This is a genomic window from Syntrophorhabdaceae bacterium (assembly GCA_036504895.1).
In the GTDB taxonomy this organism is placed as follows: Bacteria; Desulfobacterota; Syntrophorhabdia; order Syntrophorhabdales; family Syntrophorhabdaceae; genus PNOM01.
Genome location: DASXUJ010000117.1, coordinates 1 through 22140, shown reverse-complemented (window position 1 = coordinate 22140; position 22140 = coordinate 1). Strand labels below are relative to the sequence as shown.

Genomic DNA, 22140 nt, shown 5'->3' with positions numbered 1-22140 from the left:
GGGAAAATCCTGACTTCTGGTGCAAACCCGCAGGTTATTCCAGGACGCCCACATGCCCTTCAGATCTCTGGGATGCAAGTCTTAACGCCTGCTGGGGGCCATGCAAGTATTACACGATGAAATTGGGCCAATCTGCCGCCGGCAACAACGGGTCCGCTCTCTGTTGTGACGCGACGAACGTCTCTTCCGAACCAAACATACCGACATCGTGGTGCAATCCGAGCGACCCGGGTCATGCAGATATCGTAGGCGGGTATAAGTGCTCCCCTTATGATTGGGCCGACGGCTATACGGAGAACACCTTGGGCTGCGCGAAGGGCGACAAGTATGACCGCAGACAAAACCTCGTATCATGCGCCCACGGCCGCTGGGCGGATCTGGTCGATACCAACTGGCCGAACATGGCAGCCCAATCTCTCGAGTTTATAAAAAACGTGAATACGGGTGCACCGGGTGCGTATGCGTGGCAGTTCGACGACCTGAAAAGCAGTTATAAATGCAGGAAGACAGACGGTGTGGTCAATTATACCGTAACATTCTGTCCTGGCGGGGGCGCGACAACCTATGCCCTCCAGACTTCCAGGAACGGCACCGGCGCGGGCGCCGTCACGAGCAGCCCCGCCGGCGTCAACTGCGGCAGCACATGCAACGCTACGTTTAGCGCGGGAACGGTTGTTACCCTCACCGCCACTGCTGCCGCAGGCTCCACCTTCACCGGCTGGTCAGGAGGAGGCTGCTCCGGCACGGGAACTTGTGCCGTAACCATGAACGGCAATATTTCCGTCACCGCCGGTTTCACGGCCGCTACGACCTGTACCTATACCATCGGCCCAAGGGTGAGGACAGTCGCCTATAGGGGCGGAACCGCCCCGGTGAGCATTACGGCAAGGGGAGCAAGTGTCTGTCCCGCCCCCACAGTGGATGTCATGGAAGGCGACGCCTACATCACCTATTCTAACCTCACTTTCAACAAGACCAGGGGATCGGTTAAAGTAACGGTTTCACAGAACACCGCCTCCGCCACCAGGGCAGGATCGGTCTACATTGGAGGAGCCATACTCCCCGTCACCCAGACAGGGAAACCCTGCTCCTACACCATCAGTCCCCCCACCTCCCCCATTATCGCGAAGGCAGGTGGATCAGATTCATTCACCCTCACCATGTCGCCCACTGACTGTGGGTGGACCGCCCAATCCGGAGCCCCGTGGATCACTGTCACGTCAGCCTCTTCCGGTACAGGATCGGGCACGGTGTTCTATACGGCAGCCGAAAATACCGGCAGACCCGCAAGGAGCGGAAAGGTCAACGTGGCCCTCAGCACGGGCAAGATGAAAAAGGCCCATACAGTGAGACAGACGAACAGGTAAGAGAACCAATAACGCCCACCTCCGCGTGAGGTGGGAGGCAGTATCAGGAGAAAACCATAAGGGGCAAAGGGTGAGAAAGCCCGTTGCCCCTTATGGTTATGTGAATTGGAGTCATATGAGATGGATTGCCGCTTCGCGGTCAGTCTTCTTTCAACGGGGCCACGTATCCCGCGGTCCTGTCCGTTCGCTCCATCTCTGCCCGCATATCCCGTACTGTTGGGTAACAATGCTATCATGAGCATATGGCTGCATTAAGGGAGATGGGTGGTGACAGCCATGGTGATCAGATTGGTGACGGAAAAAGAGGGGGGGCATGGCGGCTAATGTTGTATGAATGCCCGGGACGAGAATCGAACTCGTACAATCGCAAGGATCGAGGGATTTTAAGTCCCTTGCGTCTACCTATTCCGCCACCCGGGCAATATCCTTGTTATAATAGCAAAGGCGGTTTATTGTCAATAAGAAAGGGGAAAGGAAAGGGACAGGTTAAGGCGGAGGTAAAGAGGAAGGCAGGTAGAGGTAGAGTGAGGGTAGATGGATAGTACTCTCTGCTTATCTATTTCCGATTTCCGTTTTACGATTTGCGAATTCCCCTGATCCGGTTTTCTCTTGACAAAATTTCTTCATCCGTGATACAAATCCCTACTATGTTGAAGGACGCACGAATCTCTAAGAAGAATTGGTGGTGGTGGTTGCAAGTCTAGGCGCGAAACCGTAGATTGCGGCCATGGACGGTTTCACGCCGTCCATGGCCTTTTTTTGTTTAGAGGCCATGGGTTATATAGCTCATGGCCTTTTTTATTTTATGAAAAAGGAGGAAGCGAGATGGAACGAAAAATATTTTTGAGTGAAAAGGATATGCCGAGGGCGTGGTACAATATTCAGGCGGATTTGCCGAATCCCCTTCCGCCCCCCCTTAATCCTGCGAACGGCGAGCCTATTACGCCTGACATGCTGGCGGCTATTTTCCCCATGAACCTGATCGAGCAGGAAGTGTCGACCGAGAGGTTTATCGATATCCCTGAGGAGGTGCTTTCGCGGCTTTTCATGTATCGGCCGTCGCCCCTTTGTCGGGCCGTTGCCCTTGAACGGTTCCTCGATACGCCTGCACGCATCTATTTCAAGAACGAAGGCGTAAGCCCGGCGGGCAGCCACAAGCCGAATACGGCCATTGCCCAGGCATATTACAACAAGATGGCGGGCACCAAAAGACTGACCACCGAGACTGGCGCGGGCCAGTGGGGAAGTGCCCTTTCCCTTGCGTGCAAGCAGTTCGGTCTTGACTTGAAGGTCTACATGGTGAGGGTGAGCTATAACCAGAAGCCCTATCGGCGGATCATGATGGAGACATGGGGTGGAAAGTGCGTGCCCAGCCCGAGCCTCGATACGGAGACGGGGCGACAGTTCCTGAGGGAGAACCCGGACCATACGGGGAGCCTCGCCATCGCCATCAGCGAGGCCATCGAGGATTGCGTGACCTCGAAAGATACCAAGTACTCTTTGGGGAGCGTATTGAACCACGTGCTCATGCACCAGACGATTATCGGTTTGGAGGCGGAGAAACAGTTCGAGATGATCGGCGAGTATCCCGACGTGGTGATCGGCTGCGCGGGAGGGGGAAGCAATTTCGCGGGTATCTCCTTCCCCTTCGTGCGGGATAAGATCCACGGGAAAAACGTGAGGATCGTGGCCTCCGAGCCGACCTCGTGCCCCACCTTGACCAAGGGTCCCTATTCCTATGATTTCGGCGATGCGTCAGGGGCTACGCCGCTTCTGCCCATGTGCTCCATAGGGCACGGCTTCGTGCCTGCCCCGATCCATGCGGGCGGGCTGAGATACCACGGGATGGCGCCGCTCGTGAGCCGGCTTTACATGGACGGGCTCATCGAGGCGAAGGCCTATAACCAGCTCGAGACCTTCGGCGCGGGCCTCACCTTCGCGCGCACCGAGGGCTTCATACCGGCACCGGAGACAAACCACGCCATCGCGTGCGCGATCGAAGAAGCAAAGCGGGCGAAGGAAGAGGGGAAGGAAAAGGTGATACTCATAAGCTGGAGCGGTCATGGCATTATCGACCTACCGTCCTATGACGCCTACATGAGCGGGCAGCTCGTGGACTACTCCCTGCCCGACGAGGAGATCGCCCGGCTGGTGAAAGACCTCGATAAATTCCCCACACCGAAGGTTGCATAAAGGGGCATTTTATGGATATATATTGTAGCCAACTGGGCATGGTCGCTGAGCTTCCCTATTGCCTTACCATGAATCGGGGGATGCCGTGCAGAAACAGCGTAGGCTGCTGGAGAGAGAGGACCGACATCGTGAAGATCCTCAAGGCGGCCTTCACGGATGAACAGCTGACCGAATGCTTCGGCGGACCACCCAAGTCACGTATGGAGCGCATAATCGAATCACTCGAAAGGGTGAAAGGTGCGGCCCTGTTACCGGAATCCGGGACAGGCAAGCCGCTGCCGGAACCTGGCGCATCGAGCGGACAAAAGCGTACCGGTTAAGGAGGATCACGTGTTTCTCTCGGACAGAGTTAACAACATCAGGCCCTCTGGGGTGAGGAAGATATTCGACCTCGCCAACAAGGTCAAAAACCCCATAAACCTGAGCATCGGGGAGCCTCACTTCGATATCCCCGATGAGATCAAGGAAGAAGGGATAAAATGGATCAGGGCGGGCTTCAACAAGTATACGCCCTCGGGCGGCATCCCGGAGCTCAGGGAGAAAATACTCGCCTATCTCCATCAAAAGGACATTATCTGCGATGACGTCATCGTCACCGCAGGCGTGACGGGCGGGCTTCTCCTCGCCCTCATGGTCACCCTGAACCCGGGGGACGAGGTGATCATCCCCGATCCCTATTTCGTGCTCTACGAGTACCAGGTCTCCCTTCTCGGGGGAAAGCCGGTCTTCATGGATACTTACCCGGATTTCACCCTGAAGGAAGAGGCCCTGAGGAAGGCGATCACGGAGAAGACCAAGATCATCCTCATAAACAGCCCCAATAATCCCACGGGTATGGTGAACAGCAAAGCAGAGCTCGAGATGGTGACGAGGGTGGCCCGGGAGAGGAATATCCTCGTCTTCTCCGATGAGATCTACGACCGGTTCGTCTTCGACAACGGCTTCCAAAAAGATTACATGGGCCAGCTCTACGAGAAAACCCTCACTTTCGGCGGATTCTCCAAAACGTGGGCAATGACGGGCTGGAGGATCGGCTTCGTGGCCGGCCCCACGGAGATCATCCAGTGCATGGTGACCATGCAGCAGTACGCTTTCAGCAGCATCAACTCCTTCGCCCAGAAAGCCGCCATGCTGGCCCTCGATTACGATACGGACCCCTTGATCGAGGGATACAAGCGAAGAAGGGACCTCATCTATAACGGCCTCAAGGACAAGTACAACATCGTGAAGCCGAAAGGCGCATACTTTATCTTCCCAGAGGTGCCCGACGGTGACGGCGACGCCTTCGTGGAAAGGGCATTGGAGAATAACCTCTTCATAATCCCCGGCAGCGTCTTCTCGAACAGAAAGTCCCACGTGCGCATCTCCTTTGCCGCAAGTGAGGAGAACCTCGAAAAGGGAATAAAGATCCTGAGGGATATGGTTTAGGCGCTCTACGCGCTTCAACCGGGACACCCCATCTGACCCAGCATACCGGCTGAAAGAGATTGACAATCAGCCGGTATGCTGTTATAAAAATAGGGCGTGGGGCTGTAGCTCAGCTGGGAGAGCGCTTGACTGGCAGTCAAGAGGTCGACAGTTCGATCCTGTTCAGCTCCATTTATTTCAACAAGTTACGGGGCACCTTCGGGTGTCCCGTTTTCTTGTTGTGGGGAATGGTATACACCTACGCTCAATCCTACCCACCGAATTTGACAAAACGGGGCAATCCTTTTGCAGGTCCCGCCTGCGGGGCAGGCTCTTGTGGCTTCACAGAAAACGGACCGCGACCCCAAGGGCACCACTTTTTCGCTCCACCATCAACTCCATATGCAATTGTCAAAGAGCAGTAGTTTACAATTCCCCATCCCGCTCAACGGGAATGGTTTCACGCTCCCATCGGCTCCCCGGCTTGTGCGTCTTGTGACTCACTATGGGGGGGAGGGGGGGTGTCGGTTCGTTTTCGCGGAATCATTGGGGAATTTACTCGGTCGAGGAAACGGTCTGTCGCATTGAAGTACCTGTTGGCTTCTATCACTGTCCCATCTCCTTTTCCACTATTCAAAGGCCCTCAGACCGGAGCGTCTCGTGAGAGTAACAAAAGGGCCTCCCCAAGTCTTTCAAAGCAGTTGAAAGAACCATTTAATCGCTGAGACCGCCTTGCCTGCCGTTGAAGGAGGTAATAGATTCTTACCGGTTATATGCCTGTCCTTCTCGCCGGATCAGAGTCAACAACGGGCGAGCCCTTCGGGCCTTTTGGTGGTATGAAGACGGCAAGAAAAGGAGAATACCTTCAATGGAGGTAATTATGGGAAAGAGATTTCGGCTGATTCCGCTGGTCGCCATTCTGGTTGCCCTCATAGGCAGTTCATTGCCGGTCTTCGCACAACCCCCTGTCAGCCATCATCCGCCGAGCTGCCGCCAGGCCTGCGAACGCCAATACCGCCACTGCGAAAATAGCTGCATCGACAGGTATGGCCGCCCTCACAAAAAATGTTTTCACGGGTGTAGAAAACATGAAAAACGGTGCATAAAATCCTGCCAGAGGCACGGACACTATCGTTAGGAACTTCCTCTTCCGGGGGCGCAGGATCCCGCTCCATTCATGTTATTTAGGTATTTACGCCCGTCCCCTTCCTCGCCTGACTTCACTTTCGATGGCTCGACCATCATAGTGGAGACTAAAGGTCGATTTGTCACCGCAGATCGGCGGAGCACCTGCTCGTTAAAGCGCAGCATCCCGACAAGGATATCCGTTCGTGTTCTTGAATCCGAACCAGCGGATCAGCACGCTCTCCAAGACGACCTACGCCATGTGGTGCGAGAAGTACGGCTTTCCTTCAACTTCGAATGTATAATCATGACTGTCAGTGAGCACTCCGAGACGGTTCCTATGGTCGCGGAACGGTGCAGTATTGACCCTACGGGTGAAGATGATTAAGTATCAGTCAGGAACTATCCTTGGAGGTGAAAAATGATTCGAAATAAACTGTTCTTGAGTCTTTCGTCCTGCCGCTTTGGTGCAGTAATGCCGACCATGGTGGGCGTGATGCTGTTCGCGCTGATTTTCACCATTTTTCTTGCCGGCCCTGCACTTTCGGCGAGGGCAGCGCCGAAGGAGCTTCCCCAGTTTACACTCCCCGCCCCCGTAACCGAGCAGGAGAGGAACTATCTGGGGCTCAAGAACACGGGCACCTTTCAGGTAGGGCATATCAAGCCGGGAGTTGTCATTCTCGAGTTCTTCGATTTAGGGTGCCCCTACTGCGGCTCCGCCACATCGGATGTAGACGAGGTATTTCGGAGAATAGAGGGGAGGCCCGATCTGAAGGGCAGGGTTACCATGATCGGTATCGGCATGAGTAACGATGAAAACAAAGTCAAGACCTATAAGACAACCTATCGTGTCCCCTTTCCCGTCTTTCCCGATACCGATACGGTAATAAGCCGGCTTCTCAACGTGAAAACCACGCCCACCTTTGTAGCCGTGAATGTGGACGGCCAAGGGTCGGCAACAGTTATCTATCTCAAGGAAGGTGTTTTCGAGAGCCCTGCAAGATTTCTTGGGGATGTAATCGACGCTTCGGGACTTCCGGGCGCTCGCCCCTAGGCGGGAGGGAGGCCGCATATCCCGAGGATCGGTAACGGCCTCACGGCCTTCCTGCGGTCTCGCCCTGTGCCTTCGGGGCTTCGCGTCTTTTGACGAGAAAGTAAAGGACGGGGACCATGGTCCGCGACAGGAGCGTGGCTGCCACTTCGCCTGCCATGAGGGCGATGGCCATGCCCTGGAAGATGGGGTCGAAAAGGATGACCGATGATCCCACCACCACGGCTGCCGCCGTGAGAAGCATGGGTCTGAACCGGATGATCCCCGCCTGGACCACCGCTTCTTCGAGAGGCATTCCTTCTGCGAGTTTGAGGTCGATGAAATCGACGAGGATTATGGAGTTCCTCACCACGATGCCCGCGCCCGCGATAAAGCCGATCATGGACGTGGCGGTGAAGAAGGCGCCCATGAGGGCATGTCCGGGCAGTATTCCTATAAGGGAGAGCGGGATGGGCGCCATAATGACGAGGGGAACGGTGAAGGACCGGAACCATCCCACCACCATCACATAGATGAGTACGAGCACGGCGGCGAAGGCCATCCCCAGGTCCCTGAAGACCTCGTAGGTGATGTGCCACTCTCCGTCCCATTTCAGGGCGTACCTGTCTTCGAGCCATGGCTGCGCCGAGGTATACTGCTTTAGTTCATACCCCTCGGGAAGTTTGAGATTTTTTATCGATTGCCCCATCTTCAGTATAGGGTAGACCGGGCTCTCCTCCTTGCCTGCCACGTCTCCAATCACGTACACTACCCGTTTCAGGTTCTTCCGGTAAATGGTCTTGTCCTCCACGCCTTCTTTTACGTGAACAAGATCGCCGAGAGACACCTGGTCGCCGGAACTCCCGGTCAGACTGATCCCCCGGAGTCTTTCAATGCCGGAACGGTCCGCAAGGGAAGCCCTTATAAAGAGTTCGGGGGGCTCTCTGCCCATGTCGGTGTGGATAAGGCCTGCAACCGTCCCGCCCAGCACCGTTCGGGCGGTTTGAGTAATGAGGTCGGTGTCGATGCCGCTCTCGGCCGCCTTCTGCCTGTCCACCTGAAAGGTAAATTTCCTCTGGTCGGCCTCGACATACCAATCCACGTCCACCACATCTTTCGTCTTTGAGAAGGTATCCCGTACGTCGCGGGCTATTTCTATCTGTCGCCCGAGATCGGGTCCGTATATCTCCGCCACGAGGGTGCTGAGTACCGGGGGCCCGGGGGGTATCTCCACCACTTTTACTCTGCCGCCATATTTGTCGCCTATGGCCTTAATATCGGGCCGCATCCTTTTTGCGATATCATGGCTCTGTGATTTTCTCTCATCCTTTCCGACGAAGTTGACCTGTATATCCGCAACATTACTGCCTGTGCGAAGAAAGTAATGCCTCACCAGGCCATTGAAATTGAAGGGGGCGGAGGTTCCGATATAGGACTGATAGTCGGTCACCTCCGGCACGGTCTTCAAGAAATTGCCGATTTCGCCGGTGAGGGCGGCGGTTTCTTCAAGGGTCGTTCCCTCCGGCATATCGATCACTATCTGAAGCTCACTTTTGTTATCGAAGGGGAGCATTTTGACCCTTGTGAGCTTCAGCGGAACGAGGGCGAAGGCCGCGACGAGCAGTCCCGCCACAATAATGAAAAAGACGGACCTCTTCTTCCCGTTTTCCAGGAGGCCTCGAAGGTTTTGTTCATAGATCCTGTTGAATCGGGCAAGTAATCCTTTTTTCTCCTTGCCCCCGGCAACGGCTGTCTTCGCATTTTTGAGGACGATAAAACTTAACCATGGGCTAATGATAAAGGCGATGAGAAGGGAGATGACCATGGCTGCCGATGCACCCATGGGGATGGGACGCATGTAGGGGCCCATGAGGCCGGACACGAATGCCATGGGAAGGAGGGCCGCAATGACTGCGAAGGTTGCGAGAATCGTGGGCTGCCCTACCTCCTCCACGGCCGTCACGGCGGTTTCATAGTCGACCTTGCCCATTTTGAAGTGGCGATGAATATTCTCGACCACCACGATGGCGTCATCGACGAGAATGCCTATGGAGAATATGAGGGCAAAGAGGGTGACCCTGTTCAGGGTATATCCGTAGAGGTACGTTGCGAGTATGGTAAGGGCGAGGGTCACCGGGACCGCGACGGCAACGACAATCGATTCCCGCCATCCCAGGGCGAGGGCGATAAGGAGGGTCACGGAGAGGGCCGCAATGAGCATATGCTTCAGGAGCTCATCCGATTTTTCCTTTGCCGTGTCTCCATAGTTCCTTGTGGCCGTTACCTCGACTTCCGAGGGAATGACGCCGCCCTTCAATTCGCCGATTGTCTTAAGGGCCCTTTCCGAGATATGGGTGGCATTGGTGCCTTTCTTCTTCGCGATTGAGATTGTCACCCCTTCACCCGCACCGCGGTCTGAAAAAGGGGATGCCGGACCGAAGCCCATAAGCACGTAACTGGACGGCTCCTCGGGCCCGTCCGTCAGGTCGGCTATATTGCGGAGGTAGACCGGTTTTCCGCCGGAAACAGCGACGACGGTATTTCCGGCATCTTCCGCATCTTTTATGAGATAGCCCGTGTCCACGAGGAATTCTTTGTTGCCGGCGGAGAATTTGCCTGAAGGAGCCTGGATATTAGCTTTTTGGAGTACCCTCGCGATCTGAAGGGGAGAGACATTGTATGCCTTGAGGCGAACGGGGTCGATCTGTATTCCCACCTGCCTCTTCTGCCCCCCGGTTATGGTGAACTCTGATACGTCCGGGTCTTTCTTCAGTACGTCACACACCTCCAGGGCCACCTTCCTCAGTTCGTAGCCGGTATAGCGGGGGCTCCACAGGGTGAAGGTGAGAATAGGCACGTCGTCGATCGATCTCGGCTTGATGAGCGGCTGGGATACACCGGGAGGAATCCTGTCGTAGTTGGACATGAGCTTGTTGTAAAGATCGACGATGCTCTTCTCCATATTCTCGCCCACACGGAACCGCACAATAGCAAGGCTCAGTCCCGGCTTTGACATGGTGTAGAGATAATCCACCCCTTTTATCTCCCAGAGGAGCTTGGACATGGGTTTGGTGGCTCGTTCGTCAACCTCGGAAGCAGATGCCCCCGGGTAGGTCACGAAGACGTCGATCATGGGTACGGCGATCTGAGGCTCCTCTTCCCTCGGGGTTACAATTACCGCAAACACCCCGAGCAGGACGGCCGCGATGATAATGAGGGGCGTAAGCTTGGAATTAATGAATGCCCTGGCTATTCTTCCCGATATTCCCATCAGTTCAAGCGCCGTCCCTCATTTGATCGGACCATGTCCGCATTAGCGATCTCTCACCGTGCCGCCATCTACGGCCTTTTGCGTGCCGGTGACGATGACCCTGTCACCGTTCTTGAGGCCGGACAATACTTCGACCCCCTTATCGAGCGTTTTTCCCTTCCTGATAAGCCGGTAGCCGGCTACGTCCTTGTCATCGACCACGTATACCCCTGTAAGCTGGCCTTTTTGGACGATCGCTGACGGGGCGACGATGATTGCCTCTTTAGTCCCTTCCGGAATGAGCACCCTGCCGTAGAGGCCACTCTTGAGGGCTGCATCCTTGAGTTCGGCTTCGATAACGAAGGTCCGCGTCGCAGGATCGACTGCGGGAACGATTTTTGTTATTGTGCCTGTGACCGTTCCCGGCCCGCCGTCAAAATGAACCTTGACCGGCGTGCCCGGTCTCAGCTTGCCCAGTAGTCTCTCGTCAACGCGCACCGCGATCTTGTAGCGGGATGTATCCTCAATGGTGATAACCGGCATGCCAGGGACGGCCATGCTGCCCTGCTCCACCTTCTTTGCGGTGATCACCCCGGGAAAAGGCGCACGGACCCGGGTGTAGCCAAAGTGAATGCGGGCTTCTTCCTGGAGGGCCTTTGCACGTTCCGAGGCAAGGGAGGCCTGCTCGAGTTCCAGGTTTGTCACGTTCCTCCGGGTCTCTATCTGATCGAATTCCTGTTGGGTGACAACTTTTTCCTTATAAAGATTGCCGTATCTCCGGGAGGTGATATCGGCGAGACCAGACCTTTTTTCTGCGGCCTCGCGGGCCTTCAACGCCTCATTATACCCGGCCTCCGCCGCATTGACCCTTTGCCGGGCATCCCTGTCATCTATGACGAGGAGCACATCCCCGGAGCGTACCGTGTCGCCTTCCTTCACGTGGATCGTGGTAATCGTCCCGAATACCCTGCTCGCAAGGGTGCTTGTGGTCTTCGCCATCACCGTTCCCGATGTTTCATAGGCTGAATCAATCGTGGAGGTTACGACCTTTGCGACGGTGACGCCCCTGATTTCCGGCCTCTTGACCTCAGTATGGCCGGGTTTTATCTTCTCCTTGCACCCCAGGAGAGTTCCGGCGGCAATGAAAACCATCACCGTCACGGGCAGTATTTTTTTGAGCAGATAGGTCACGCCTCCTCCTTACCGGTCCATGTATCTTCTCATCGCCTATTCAATGCCCAGGTCTTTCAAGATTGTGCCGCTTTCATAACCGAGGCCGATAATCGCGAGCCGGTATTCATTTTCCCGGGCCACCGTGTCGGCCCTTGCACGGTTCACATGAAGCTGAACGTCCAGAAGGTCGACGATAGGTGAAAGTGAGTTCCCATACCGTTCCTTTACAAGCCTCTTGCTTTCTTCGGCGGAGAGGAGGGCGCTCCGGGCAAGCTCCTCGTTTTTCCGCGCCTCATCGACCCCCAAGTATGCTTCTTCAACCTTAAAGGAAATAAGGTGAGTGAGATTTCTAAGATGCTCTTTCATTTCCGCTGCTTCGTGCTGGGCCTTCTTCCTCTCCGAGTCCCTGAGAAGGCCATCGAAGAGATTCCATCTTAAGGAAGCCATAAGGAGCCAGCTCTCACCTTCCGATCCGAAGATACGCATGTGGTCATTAAACTGGTAGGAAGCGCCTACACCGATCGACGGGAGATAGAGGGATTCCGCACGCTTTACGTTTGCCATTGCGCTCTCGTGGCGTATCTTCATTGCGGCGGCATCTTTACGCGAGAGAGATGCATCGGTGTAATAGGCGACATCTTTAAGGATAAATTCGAGGCGCTCGTCAGCCGGGCTGACCGGGTCATGCCTTCCCAGCACGTAGGCAAACCACCTCTTCGATACGGCAAGATCTTTCTTGAAAGTGACCTGTTTTTGTTCCGATTCCGTGAGGGACGTCCTGGCCCTCAAGACATCTGAATAGAGACCGAGCCCGTTCCTGTACATTGATTCTGCAATCCGGACGTGTTCCGTGGCGTCCCTGATCGCCCTGGATGCAACGTCCTCGTAGGCCTTCGCCGTGTGCACTCTCAGGTAAGCCTGTGAGACCTTGAACGCGATCTCTTCCATTTTACGTCTCAACTCTTCATTCCCGGCTGAATGCTGCAGTTTTGCCATATTGAGATCGAGGTAGGATTTCATGACGAATAGGGGCTGTTCAAAGGAAAACATGCTTTGATAATCGGTGATAGGGTCGGGGTTATTGAGGGAACCTATGGCAAAGTCGTTCTGGGAAAACCTCTGCTGGTTGAGTTTCATCATAAATGCCGAGGGCGGGTTATTGGTGCGGGCGGCCCTCTCCTCAAAAGCAAGTTTCGGCAGCAATTGGCTCCTGGCTACGCCGATCGCCTCTCTCCGGGCGGAGACGGAGCTTCTGAAGGCTCTGATCTCATAACTTTCTTCCAGAGCCGTTCTGATTGCTTCGGTAAGGGTGATCTTTTGCTCCGCCCCTATGGGGTCGACATACACCAGGAGGGAGAGAAGAGCTGCCGAGCAAAGGCACGCGGTGAGTCGTCTCATATATGATCGTCCCTGTAAGACCGAAATTAGATTACCAGGATATTATGCATTGAAGAAAGGCCATTAAGCAAATTTAATACTGATAAGGTTAAGAGACAAGATTCCTTGTCGCCGGAATAGTTCCGGATGGCGAATGGAACCGCGACTATCATTCATTGGCCTGCAGAGGGGTAGGATCTGCACGGGGATTCGTGATATGATAGGAAATCGCCGGAAGGCGAGCGGTTGACCCGGGATAGGTTGCCCGGCTTCATACCCCGCCCCGGACTCACCCGATCCTATGGACGATTGCAAAGCACCATCATATCATCATAGACCGGAGTACCGCGTCGTAAGTCAATAATTAACTAAAGGAGACTCTCCATGGACGTTGACGTAGTCAGATGTGTATACTTCTCCCCCACGGGAACTACCGGGGCAATCGTGAAAGCAATGGCACCTGGCCTTGGAAGCCCGGAGGTAAGGATGCTGAATCGCACCAGAAAGGCCGCGAGGCACGGGGAGACCCGTTTGTTTCGGGACGAAGTCGTCATCCTGGCCTCGCCCGTCTACTATGGGCGTCTGCCGGAGACCGTGGCCCGCTACTACTCCACTCTCTCGGCGGAAAATACCCCGGCCGTGCTCGTGGTCGTCTACGGGAACCGGGCCTATGACGACGCCCTGAAGGAATTGTACGACATCGCCGTGGCGAGGGGATTCGTTCCTGTTGCGGGAGCAGCCTTTATTGGGGAACATTCCTATTCCTCCATAGAGCAGCCCATCGCCGCAGGCAGGCCGGACGTGGAGGACCTCAAAAAGGCCCGGGAATTCGGCACCCTGGTCCGAAAGAAATTGGACAATCTCGACTCCCTGAAGTCGATGGAGCCCCTCATCGTTCCCGGAAACACCCCGTACAAAGAGCCCGAAGGACTGTACCGCATGAGGAGCATGAGGCAGACCGCTGCCTTCACACCGGGAACGGACGCCTCACTGTGCACCCGGTGCGACCTGTGCGCCCAGACCTGCCCCACCGGGGCCATCGACCCCGACAACCTTGCAAAGACGGATAAGGAAGAATGCATCCTGTGCTTCCAGTGCGTCAAGGTATGTCCCGTGGGGGCAAGGACCATGAAGGAGCTCTCTTCCAGTCCCGTGGTGAGGAGCATTTATGAGACCTGCCGGGCACGAGAAGAGCCCGAATACTATCTTTAGAAAATGTGACACCGGCGAGCCGCTTCAGGCTTCGAAGCGTGTGTGAGGCTTAATGCCGTGTTTCTTGAGGAGCTTCCAGAGAGTGACGCGGCTTATTCCGAGGAGCCTTGCCGCATTTTCCCTGTTGCCTCCCGCCTCTTCCAGGGCCCGGACCACCATCTCCTTCTGCTTCTCTTGCGTGAGGTCCTTCCTGCGGTGATGTTGTCCCGGCCGGGTCTCGCTTCCCGCAAGGACCGGCAGGTGGCGGGCCGAAATGACCGGCTCCTGACAGACCACAAAGGCGTATTCGAGCACGTTGATCAGCTCCCTCACGTTGCCCGGCCAGTGGTAGAGGCTCAGGCGCTCCATGGCTTCGTCGCTCACTCCGTGGATCTCTTTATCGCTCCTCACACGGATCGTTCTGATAAAATGGTCCACCAGAAGCGGTATATCCTCGCGCCTCTCCCTGAGTGGGGGCATATGGATGGGGATCACGTTAAGGCGGTAGAAAAGATCATCCCGGAACCGGCCTTCCCGGCACATCTCACCGATATCGCGGTGGGTGGCGGTGATGATGCGCGTGTCGATGGGTATGGGCCTGTGATCGCCCACTCGCTCGACCTCCTTTTCCTGGAGGACCCGGAGCAGTTTTGCCTGCGTGGGCAGCGGAATATCTCCTATTTCATCCAAAAAAAGGTCTCCCCGGTGGGCGGACTCGAAGCGTCCCCTCCGGTCCCTGTCGGCGCCGGTGAAGGCGCCCCGCACGTGGCCGAAGAGCTCGCTCTCGAGGAGGGATTCTGCCAGGGCAGCGCAATTCACCTTGACGAAAGGTCCTTTCTTTCGTTTTCCCTGACGGTGGATCGCGTTCGCCGCCAGCTCCTTGCCCGTGCCGCTTTCACCATAGATGATGATGGGGGCATCGGAGAGGGCCGCGTTGCGGATGAGGGCATAGACGTCGAGCATCCCCGGGCCCTTCCCGATAATCCCCTCGAACCCGTCGCCAGGCGACAGCAGGTCCTTAAGCTCCTGGATGGTCCGCTCCTTTGTCACGAGGTCCGTGATGTCGGTAAGGGTTTCCACCCCTCCCACCACGGTCCCGTCCGCGCCTCTTAAGATCGCCCCGTTTTTCAGCGCATGAAGGGGCAGGCCGTCCTTCCTCGTGAGCCTGCACCGGAGCTTCACCACGGAACCGACTTCGAAAAGCCGGCACTTCTTTACAGGCTCACTTCCTCCATCACGGGAAAAGCACGTGTCACAATCAAGGATCCGGCACTCCTGTCCCACAAGCTCGCTTCCGTGGTAGCCCGTGATCCTTTCGAGGGCCTTGTTCACCGAGAGTATTACGCCCTCCCGGTCTACCACTACCACTCCGTCCATCATGGTATCGACGATGGTTTTCCAGTATTCGGGGAAATGTTCCATAGGCACCTTGCTGTTAAAATTTAACGTCCGTTAATAACATAAGTTAATGTTATGTTAACGTCAAGAATTCTCTTCCCCCATATCCCGTTAGTTTAGACAGAATATTCAAGCACTTATACATATCGGTCAAAGAACGCTCAACGGTACGGCCTTTGCAAGATGTCGGAAGGGTCCGAATACGGCCAATCCCGGGAAGAGAGCCTTACGATGAATACGATTGATGCTTACATTCTCTTACATAAGAATTCTCCCATCAGGCGGGCCATATGAAGACGAAAATAGCCGCTTTGACGTTGTTATTTCTCCTGACCGGTTTGGGGGCGCCCTGGCTGATCCGGGGGAATGCCGCCGACGAGGTCTCCTGCATCAAATGCCACACTGACGCCGATGTCATGAAATCCCTTTTCGTAGCCCCGAAGACGGGGGCCGGCGAGGCTGAGGGGTGAGCGGGGCCGCCTCCGCCAGTTAAGGCGGATGAAATGTATAAAGGGCTTCTCGTGGACAAGTCTCTGATCGGTAAGGACCCCCATTTTATGGAGGGTTGCAGTTTCTGCCACAAGGGAGACATGAGGGGCGCTTCGAAAGATAAGGCCCACAAGGGCATGGTGGCGAGACCTTCCGACGATCCGAGCACGTGTGGGGCCTGCCACGATAAGATCGCCGCGACCTACAAGACGTCCCTTCACTACACCACCGCGGGACAGAAGCATGGTGTTGCAGGACGGTTCTCACACAAGGAACTCAAAAGCTTCGAGGGAAAAGTGTTCGAGCAGTCGTGCAGGTCCTGTCACGCATCCTGCGGGGATTGCCACGTGAAGGGGCCGACCATTGGCGGGATATCCATCGGCCTCATCAAAGGCCACAAGTTCGTAAAACGGGACGAGGGGAAGACGTGCGCCTTTTGCCACGGAGGACGGGTCTATCCCGAGTTTACCGGCGAATACGGCGGTTCGGCGGATGTGCACTACGAAAAGGGCATGATCTGCCTTGACTGCCACAGCAAGACGGATGCCCACGGCGACGGGCGCCTCTACCAATCGAGGAAGGACCTTCCCGATAAACCGGCGTGCGTCAACTGTCACAAGGCGGGGACGGAGAAGACGGAGAAGGCGAAATCAGCCCATGTGACCCATAAGGGACGCGTAAGCTGCCAGGCATGCCATTCGGCCGGAAGCTACCGGAACTGCATCAACTGTCATCTCGGCCAGGGGGCGACTTCCCGGCCCGATTTTATCCTGGGCTTGAGTCCGCGGGACAAAAAGACGGTCACCACTCTTAGGACCGTGCCTGTAGTGAGAGACACCTTTCTCTCAGCCGGCATAAAAATGGAGCATTTCGATGCCCTGCCCAACTATTGGGATACGGCGCCCCACAATATACGGAAGCGGACCGAGAGGACCCGTTCGTGCGAGGTGTGTCACGAGGAGAAAAAAGGATTCCTCACAAAAGATACCCTCATAAAAGGTGGCTCCAAGGCAAACGAGGGCTTACTCTATATTTTAAAGCCCATAAAGAAATAGGAGGATACTATGAAGAAGATAAAATGGCTTGCACTCGCTCTCGCGGTACTGGTGTTCTTTCCCTCTGCGCTCCTCGCCCGGGATATAGCGCCCGTCGTCTCCACGGAATGGCTTGAGAAGAACCTGGCCGGATCGAAGCTGAAAATCGTGGATATAAGAAAACTTGAGGAGTACAAGGACGGCCATATCCCCGGCTCGTTGAACTCCTTCTACGGTGCCTGGGCAATAAAAAGGGGGACCAATCAGAACGAGTTGCCCCCTGACGACGATCTTGCCGATCTCATCCGCTCCCTGGGAATAGACAAGGATTCGCGGGTCGTCATCGTGGGGAAAAGCGATACGCCGGGTGACCTCGTGGGCATCACGAGGATTGCCTGGACCCTCGTCTATGGCGGGCTCGAAAATGTCTCTCTCCTTGATGGAGGATACAATAAGTGGACGGCAGACAAAAAGCCCGTCTCCAAAGAAGCGGTGAAGGCGGCTCCTTCAGCATACCAGCCCCAGTGGAATAAATCGGTCCTCGCCACGAAGGATTACGCGATGAAGATGATGAAACAGGCGGTGATGGTGGATACGAGACTTCCCGACGCTTTTTTCGGCGTCACCAAAATGGATTTCGTGGCCCGGCCGGGCCATGTACCGGGGGCAGTCTGCCTGCCCTCCGTCTGGATGTATATGAAAGACGGCACCTTTAAGGCAAAAGGCGATGTTGAGGCCATGGCCTCCGGGGTACTTGGGCAGGATAAGGCACGGGAGTATATCCTGTACTGCGATACGGGGAAATTTTGCTCCGCCTTATGGTTCGCCCTGACCCAGTCCCTTGATTACAAGAATGTGAAAATTTACGATGGGGCCATGGAAGAGTGGACCAAAGACCCCCAGGCGCCTGTGGTAAAGTACACGTGGTAGAGGCATTGCCGCAGGGATTGCATCGGGCATTGACCGACCATTCCTGACCTGCGGGAAATTCGAGCGCTTCCGATATGACGCCGGCCCGGATCGGGTTTACCTGGTTCGAAGCCGGCGTTCTTTTGTTTTCCGGCAATAATGAGGGGGGAGGGGGTCAGCCTCCGCAGCAATGTCCCGGGCTCTCACAGGAGCCGGGCGAGCCGCAGCATCCTCCCGAAGACGGTCCGAAAGAGGGATTATCTCCTCCCACGGAAATGTTCGGCGCGGACATCAATTTTGTAAGATCATCGCTGCCACAGCTCTTGCACGCCGGTTTTTCTTCCCTGCCGAGGAGCAGCATCTCGTGTACCGCTCCGCATTTTTCACAACGGTATTCATAAATAGGCATACCTTTCTCCTTCTTTCGAGACCTGATCTTAAGCGGTCTTTCAGTGCGCGCATCCTCCGCCCTGCTGATCGTGACCGCTGCAGGCGTGCTGGATGGTCAGTTCCGGGAGTCCGTTTGCCTTGAGCATCTCGAGATTTGCCCTGACCGTGGGTGCAACCGCGCGGTATACCTTAATCCCTTTCGAGTTGAGACCTCGTATGGCTCCGGCTCCGATTCCGCCGACCACTACGGCATCAACATCCCGGCCGCCCATTGCCATGATGGGATTGCATGCGCCATGGACATGGTCCATGTCTGCGTTGTTGACGGTGACGGGTTGTTCGACTGCGGTATCGACCATGACAAATGCCGGTGCCGAGCCGAAATGATTATAGACCGTGCTCTCCATTCCTTCGTCCTTCTGTACCGGGAAACATACTTTCATTTTGTGACCTCCGATTGATTTGCTGTTTCTATCGTTAAAACCTTGCCCTCTATGAGGGCTTTTGCCTTCTTGCGCCGCCCTTCCCGCAAAATACTGCCGAAGGTGGCCCTCGATATCTTCATCTTCAGAGCGGCCTGCTCATGATAAGCCTTCATGGTCGGCGAGCTTCTTCGCTTCCAATTCATCGACGTTGACCCATACCTCTTCGAGGTCCGCCAGAGGTATGCCCCTCGGCTTGAAGTGAGGTGCCCTGGGTTCACCTTGCACACATCTTTGCTTCTTGGGCCGGGGCATAGACATATTATAAGCATATGTGCATAATAGTGTCAATTGTTGTTCCCATGAAAGTCTCCTGATTTCAGAAATGTTGCTTCTTTCGCCTAAATACGGTAAAACACGCGCAGAAAATGACAGGGATTAAAAAGGTCCATGCCGTTGTAGGTGGTTTCCATCTCGTGAATGTATTTCACCGCGGGGGAGAAGAAAACGGCGTCTCTCCCCGTGTCGCTTGTCCGGCCGCAGACCTGGGGTATGAGAGAATTTGACACGGCAATACACTTTGATTCATAATGGCGAGAGCGGCTGAAAGAGAGCCTGAAAGAGAAGGAGTGATGCGTTGTCGCGGCCCAGGGACATTAAGCTGTCGAAGGATACATTGAGAGAGCCTCTCCGGTTCGAGACGCTCCTGACCCGTCTGGCGGCCCTGTTTATCAATTTGCCGTCGGCCTTTGCCGGGAGTCAGATCGAGAGGGGGCTCCGTCTCATTCTCGATTTCCTTGGTATGGATCGGGGAATGCTCGCCCTTTTCGGCGAGGGATCGGACGAAATGACAACCGTCTGGGGCTGCACGGTCCCGGGAGCAGGATTTTCGGACGGGGCGGAGCTGAAGGATTTTCGCCCATGGCCGAGGAGAAGCCCGGTCTGCAGTGCTCCGGTTTTTTGGCAGGGGCGTGAGGATTTGCCGGAAGAGGCGGTCCTGGAGCGGGAATACTGGGAGAGGACGGGCACAAGGGTGGGGGTGCTCATCCCCATAAGAGCCGGTAGCACCGTTTTCGGAACGGGAGTGTTTCTATCGAGGCAAGAAGCCGGACCATGGCCTGCCGACACTGCCGGGAAGCTCACCCTCCTTGGAGAGATACTGGCGAATGTCTTCGGCCGTATGAGGGCGGAGGAGCAGAATGTGCGACTCCTGAGCTTTGAAAAGCTTCTTTCCAGGATATCGACGGAGCTTATCAATCTTCCCGGTTCTGAGATCGATGGAAAGATACGAAAGGGGCTCGAGGCGGTGGTCAAATTCCTCGGCGTGGAGAGGGGCACTGTCTTCGAATTTTCGGCAGACAAGCTAAAAATGAACCGTACCCATTCATGGACGGAGGAGGGCATCCTCTCCTCTCCCGAAAGATATACTACGGAAGGGCTTCCCTGGACGGCAAAAAAACTCCAAAAAGGGGATCTCATACTCGTCGAGAAGATCGACGACCTGCCTGCAGAGGCCGCCGTGGACAAACAGTTACTCCAGGAATACCGGATCAAGTCGGCTATTATGGTCCCCATGATGGCCGGAGGCTCTATCCTCGGCTCCGTCGTGGTAAGCACCATCACGAGGGAGACAGTGTGGCCCCGCCAGCTACTGGACCGGTTGAAGGTTATAGGCGACATCTTTGCGGGCGCTCTTGCGCGAAAGGAGGCGGAAAAATCGCTGCACGCCGCGCTTAAGGAAGTGACGGAGCTGAAGGAACAACTCGAGGCTGAGAATGTATACCTCCGCAAGGAGATAAAGACGGGACAGTCCCTTGACAAGATCATCGGCCGCAGCGTGGGACTCAGGCACGTATTCTTTCGTGCGAGTCAGGTGGCCGGGACGGACGCGACGGTCCTTATCCTCGGTGAAACGGGGACCGGCAAGGAGTTGATCGCCCACGCCATTCATGACATGAGCCCCCGGAAAGACCGGCCCCTCATCACGGTCAATTGTGCGACCCTGCCGTCGGAGCTGATCGAGAGCGAGCTTTTCGGGCACGAAAAGGGCGCATTTACCGGGGCTGACACCAGACAGACCGGCCGCTTCGAAACTGCCCACAATTCCACCCTTTGCCTTGACGAGATCGGTGAGCTGCCCCTCAAGCTCCAGGCCAAACTGCTGAGGGTAGTGCAGCATGGCGAGTTTGAACGACTGGGCTCTCCCCGGACCTACAAAGTCGACGTAAGGATCCTTGCAACGACGAACAGAAACCTCGAGGAAGAGGTCCGCCGGGGCCGGTTCCGCGAAGATCTGTTCTACCGCCTTAACGTCTTCCCGATCATGATTCCCCCCTTAAGAGATCGGAGAGAGGACATCCCGCTCCTCGTCGAGGCTTTTGTGGCCAAGTACGGAAGGAAGCAGGGAAAGAAGATTACCTCCATCGCAAAAGAGACCATGGCCGCACTCCTCGATTACCCGTGGCCGGGCAATATCCGGGAGCTGGAAAGCGTGATCGAGCGAAGCGTGATCCTTTGCCCCGGTCCCGTGCTGCGCCTTGCCGATAAGCTGACTAATCCCTCCTGCGTAGCCAAGGACCGCAAATCAAACCTTCAGGACGTGGAGAGGGAGCACATTCTGAATGTCCTTTCCGAGAGCCGATGGCGAGTGGAAGGAGCGAACGGAGCCGCGGCTGTATTGGGCCTCCACCCAAGCACGCTAAGGTCCAGAATGCGCAAACTGGGCATAAATAAATAAGCCCACGATATTTCACGTATTCCGTGAAATATAAAAGCCTCACCGATCGCCGCGTCATGTTCTTTTAGGCTCACCTCACTAAAATCTCATATCGTAATAGGGTTTAATGCGCAACCGCACAGGCGGCAATCGAGGGCACCTGTCTTGCATCACAACCCGTGACGCCTGCGCTGCTGCAGGTATCGGCGAAGATAATTTGAAAGGAGGCAAAGGCAATGGCGAGAGGTGAGAATCGGGCAGGGAAAAAGATCATGGAACCGGCAAGGGAAATCAGGGTGTGCAGGGAGGCCGATGTAGTAGTGGTGGGCGGAGGTCCTGCAGGGGTGGCGGCAGCTCTCGCAGCGGCCAGGAACGGCGCAAAGACCATTCTCGTCGAGAGATACGGCCATCTTGGCGGAATGGCTACGGGCGGGCTGGTGATACTCATCCCTCACATGAGCGATGGGACGAATAAGCAACAGGTAACCGGCATCTGCCAGGAGATCATCGGCCGGCTGGATATAGCGGGCGGCGCGATCCATCCCAGATACGAGGATTTAGGCTCGAAGAGCAGCAAACTGATCAAGCGCTGGCAGGATTATCTCTTCTTCGTGATCGAGGGCAGGCTCAGGCTGAGCGTACTGGTGGACCCGGAGATCATGAAGTGTG

The 22140-nt window shown here is 55.7% G+C and carries 20 protein-coding genes and 2 tRNA genes; 13 read left to right on the top strand and 9 right to left on the bottom strand.

The genetic code is table 11. From position 1 onward, the window contains the following. On the top strand, positions 1–1367 hold a 1367-nt coding region (locus tag VGJ94_16860), incomplete at its 5' end, for a BACON domain-containing protein (protein HEY3278287.1). Between the two features lie 335 nt (positions 1368–1702). Here VGJ94_16860 and VGJ94_16855 read toward each other — a convergent pair. After that, positions 1703–1787: transfer RNA gene (locus VGJ94_16855), tRNA-Leu, on the bottom strand. A gap of 405 nt (positions 1788–2192) precedes the next feature. On the opposite strand from VGJ94_16855, the gene VGJ94_16850 reads away from it, so the two are divergent. The 6 genes from VGJ94_16850 (at position 2193) to VGJ94_16825 (ending at position 7146) form a co-directional block, all read left to right on the top strand. Then, the gene (locus VGJ94_16850; protein ID HEY3278286.1) at positions 2193–3560 is read left to right on the top strand and encodes a TrpB-like pyridoxal phosphate-dependent enzyme; all 1368 of its coding nucleotides are present in this window, start codon (positions 2193–2195) and stop codon (positions 3558–3560) included. A gap of 11 nt (positions 3561–3571) precedes the next feature. Further along, positions 3572–3880, top strand: a complete 309-nt coding sequence (locus VGJ94_16845; GenBank protein ID HEY3278285.1) for a hypothetical protein — start codon at positions 3572–3574, stop codon at positions 3878–3880. Positions 3881–3890: 10 nt separating this feature from the next. Continuing rightward, positions 3891–4988: a pyridoxal phosphate-dependent aminotransferase gene (locus VGJ94_16840; protein ID HEY3278284.1), complete on the top strand. Its 1098-nt coding sequence runs from the start codon at positions 3891–3893 to the stop codon at positions 4986–4988. Between the two features lie 98 nt (positions 4989–5086). Beyond that, positions 5087–5159: transfer RNA gene (locus tag VGJ94_16835), tRNA-Ala, on the top strand. Positions 5160–5847: 688 nt separating this feature from the next. After that, on the top strand, positions 5848–6105 hold the full coding sequence (locus VGJ94_16830; protein HEY3278283.1) for a hypothetical protein: 258 nt from the start codon (positions 5848–5850) through the stop codon (positions 6103–6105). Between the two features lie 408 nt (positions 6106–6513). After that, complete coding sequence (locus VGJ94_16825) at positions 6514–7146, top strand: redoxin domain-containing protein (GenBank protein HEY3278282.1); 633 nt, start codon at positions 6514–6516, stop codon at positions 7144–7146. Between the two features lie 40 nt (positions 7147–7186). Here the strand turns inward: VGJ94_16825 and VGJ94_16820 are convergent, their stop codons facing one another. The 3 genes from VGJ94_16820 to VGJ94_16810 are packed head-to-tail and all read right to left on the bottom strand — an operon-like array spanning position 7187 to position 12943. Then, positions 7187–10393: an efflux RND transporter permease subunit gene (locus VGJ94_16820; GenBank protein ID HEY3278281.1), complete on the bottom strand. Its 3207-nt coding sequence runs from the start codon at positions 10391–10393 to the stop codon at positions 7187–7189. Positions 10394–10435: 42 nt separating this feature from the next. Continuing rightward, positions 10436–11563, bottom strand: coding sequence for an efflux RND transporter periplasmic adaptor subunit (locus VGJ94_16815; protein HEY3278280.1), 1128 nt, complete (start codon positions 11561–11563; stop codon positions 10436–10438). Positions 11564–11599: 36 nt separating this feature from the next. Continuing rightward, the gene (locus VGJ94_16810; GenBank protein ID HEY3278279.1) at positions 11600–12943 is read right to left on the bottom strand and encodes a TolC family protein; all 1344 of its coding nucleotides are present in this window, start codon (positions 12941–12943) and stop codon (positions 11600–11602) included. A 363-nt stretch (positions 12944–13306) separates the two neighbouring features. On the opposite strand from VGJ94_16810, the gene VGJ94_16805 reads away from it, so the two are divergent. After that, positions 13307–14134, top strand: coding sequence for an EFR1 family ferrodoxin (locus VGJ94_16805; protein ID HEY3278278.1), 828 nt, complete (start codon positions 13307–13309; stop codon positions 14132–14134). Positions 14135–14158: 24 nt separating this feature from the next. Here VGJ94_16805 and VGJ94_16800 read toward each other — a convergent pair whose 3' ends face one another. Further along, positions 14159–15535, bottom strand: coding sequence for a sigma 54-interacting transcriptional regulator (locus tag VGJ94_16800; protein HEY3278277.1), 1377 nt, complete (start codon positions 15533–15535; stop codon positions 14159–14161). Between the two features lie 266 nt (positions 15536–15801). Between VGJ94_16800 and VGJ94_16795 the strand changes: the two genes are divergently transcribed. Genes VGJ94_16795 through VGJ94_16785 form a run of 3 tightly spaced genes read left to right on the top strand, consistent with a single transcriptional unit; the run spans position 15802 to position 17964 of the window. Next, entirely contained in the window at positions 15802–15981 is a 180-nt protein-coding gene (locus tag VGJ94_16795; GenBank protein ID HEY3278276.1) for a hypothetical protein, read from the top strand. 33 nt (positions 15982–16014) lie between these two features. Continuing rightward, entirely contained in the window at positions 16015–17055 is a 1041-nt protein-coding gene (locus VGJ94_16790) for a cytochrome c3 family protein (GenBank protein HEY3278275.1), read from the top strand. 9 nt (positions 17056–17064) lie between these two features. Then, positions 17065–17964 (top strand): rhodanese-like domain-containing protein, encoded by a 900-nt coding sequence (locus VGJ94_16785; protein ID HEY3278274.1) that lies wholly within the window; start codon positions 17065–17067, stop codon positions 17962–17964. Between the two features lie 154 nt (positions 17965–18118). Here VGJ94_16785 and VGJ94_16780 read toward each other — a convergent pair whose 3' ends face one another. Genes VGJ94_16780 through VGJ94_16765 form a run of 4 tightly spaced genes read right to left on the bottom strand, consistent with a single transcriptional unit; the run spans position 18119 to position 19043 of the window. Next, a complete protein-coding gene (locus tag VGJ94_16780) occupies positions 18119–18352 on the bottom strand; it encodes a zinc ribbon domain-containing protein (GenBank protein ID HEY3278273.1) in 234 nt (77 codons plus the stop codon). A gap of 40 nt (positions 18353–18392) precedes the next feature. After that, positions 18393–18776 (bottom strand): NifB/NifX family molybdenum-iron cluster-binding protein, encoded by a 384-nt coding sequence (locus VGJ94_16775; GenBank protein HEY3278272.1) that lies wholly within the window; start codon positions 18774–18776, stop codon positions 18393–18395. Further along, positions 18773–18931, bottom strand: coding sequence for a DUF134 domain-containing protein (locus tag VGJ94_16770; GenBank protein ID HEY3278271.1), 159 nt, complete (start codon positions 18929–18931; stop codon positions 18773–18775). The genes VGJ94_16775 and VGJ94_16770 overlap by 4 nt, the downstream gene beginning before the upstream one ends. Beyond that, positions 18915–19043 (bottom strand): hypothetical protein, encoded by a 129-nt coding sequence (locus VGJ94_16765; protein ID HEY3278270.1) that lies wholly within the window; start codon positions 19041–19043, stop codon positions 18915–18917. The genes VGJ94_16770 and VGJ94_16765 overlap by 17 nt, the downstream gene beginning before the upstream one ends. Before the next feature lie 388 nt (positions 19044–19431). Here VGJ94_16765 and VGJ94_16760 point away from each other — a divergent pair, with 388 nt between their 5' ends. Both VGJ94_16760 and VGJ94_16755 read left to right on the top strand, forming a co-directional pair. Next, positions 19432–21492, top strand: a complete 2061-nt coding sequence (locus VGJ94_16760) for a sigma 54-interacting transcriptional regulator (GenBank protein ID HEY3278269.1) — start codon at positions 19432–19434, stop codon at positions 21490–21492. Between the two features lie 215 nt (positions 21493–21707). After that, positions 21708–22140, top strand: a 433-nt coding sequence (locus tag VGJ94_16755) for an FAD-dependent oxidoreductase (protein HEY3278268.1), incomplete at its 3' end; no start/stop codon positions are given.

Excerpts from the sequence above, each read along its gene's own strand:
- VGJ94_16800 (HEY3278277.1), bottom strand. The coding sequence starts at position 15,535 with ATGGAACATTTCCCCGAATACTGGAAAACCATCGTCGATACCATGATG.
- VGJ94_16780 (HEY3278273.1), bottom strand. The coding sequence starts at position 18,352 with ATGCCTATTTATGAATACCGTTGTGAAAAATGCGGAGCGGTACACGAG.
- VGJ94_16805 (HEY3278278.1), top strand. The coding sequence starts at position 13,307 with ATGGACGTTGACGTAGTCAGATGTGTATACTTCTCCCCCACGGGAACT.
- VGJ94_16790 (HEY3278275.1), top strand. The coding sequence starts at position 16,015 with ATGTATAAAGGGCTTCTCGTGGACAAGTCTCTGATCGGTAAGGACCCC.
- VGJ94_16820 (HEY3278281.1), bottom strand. The coding sequence starts at position 10,393 with ATGGGAATATCGGGAAGAATAGCCAGGGCATTCATTAATTCCAAGCTT.
- VGJ94_16775 (HEY3278272.1), bottom strand. The coding sequence starts at position 18,776 with ATGAAAGTATGTTTCCCGGTACAGAAGGACGAAGGAATGGAGAGCACG.
- VGJ94_16845 (HEY3278285.1), top strand. The coding sequence starts at position 3,572 with ATGGATATATATTGTAGCCAACTGGGCATGGTCGCTGAGCTTCCCTAT.
- VGJ94_16785 (HEY3278274.1), top strand. The coding sequence starts at position 17,065 with ATGAAGAAGATAAAATGGCTTGCACTCGCTCTCGCGGTACTGGTGTTC.
- VGJ94_16830 (HEY3278283.1), top strand. The coding sequence starts at position 5,848 with ATGGGAAAGAGATTTCGGCTGATTCCGCTGGTCGCCATTCTGGTTGCC.
- VGJ94_16850 (HEY3278286.1), top strand. The coding sequence starts at position 2,193 with ATGGAACGAAAAATATTTTTGAGTGAAAAGGATATGCCGAGGGCGTGG.
- VGJ94_16825 (HEY3278282.1), top strand. The coding sequence starts at position 6,514 with ATGATTCGAAATAAACTGTTCTTGAGTCTTTCGTCCTGCCGCTTTGGT.
- VGJ94_16810 (HEY3278279.1), bottom strand. The coding sequence starts at position 12,943 with ATGAGACGACTCACCGCGTGCCTTTGCTCGGCAGCTCTTCTCTCCCTC.
- VGJ94_16770 (HEY3278271.1), bottom strand. The coding sequence starts at position 18,931 with ATGAAGGCTTATCATGAGCAGGCCGCTCTGAAGATGAAGATATCGAGG.
- VGJ94_16795 (HEY3278276.1), top strand. The coding sequence starts at position 15,802 with ATGAAGACGAAAATAGCCGCTTTGACGTTGTTATTTCTCCTGACCGGT.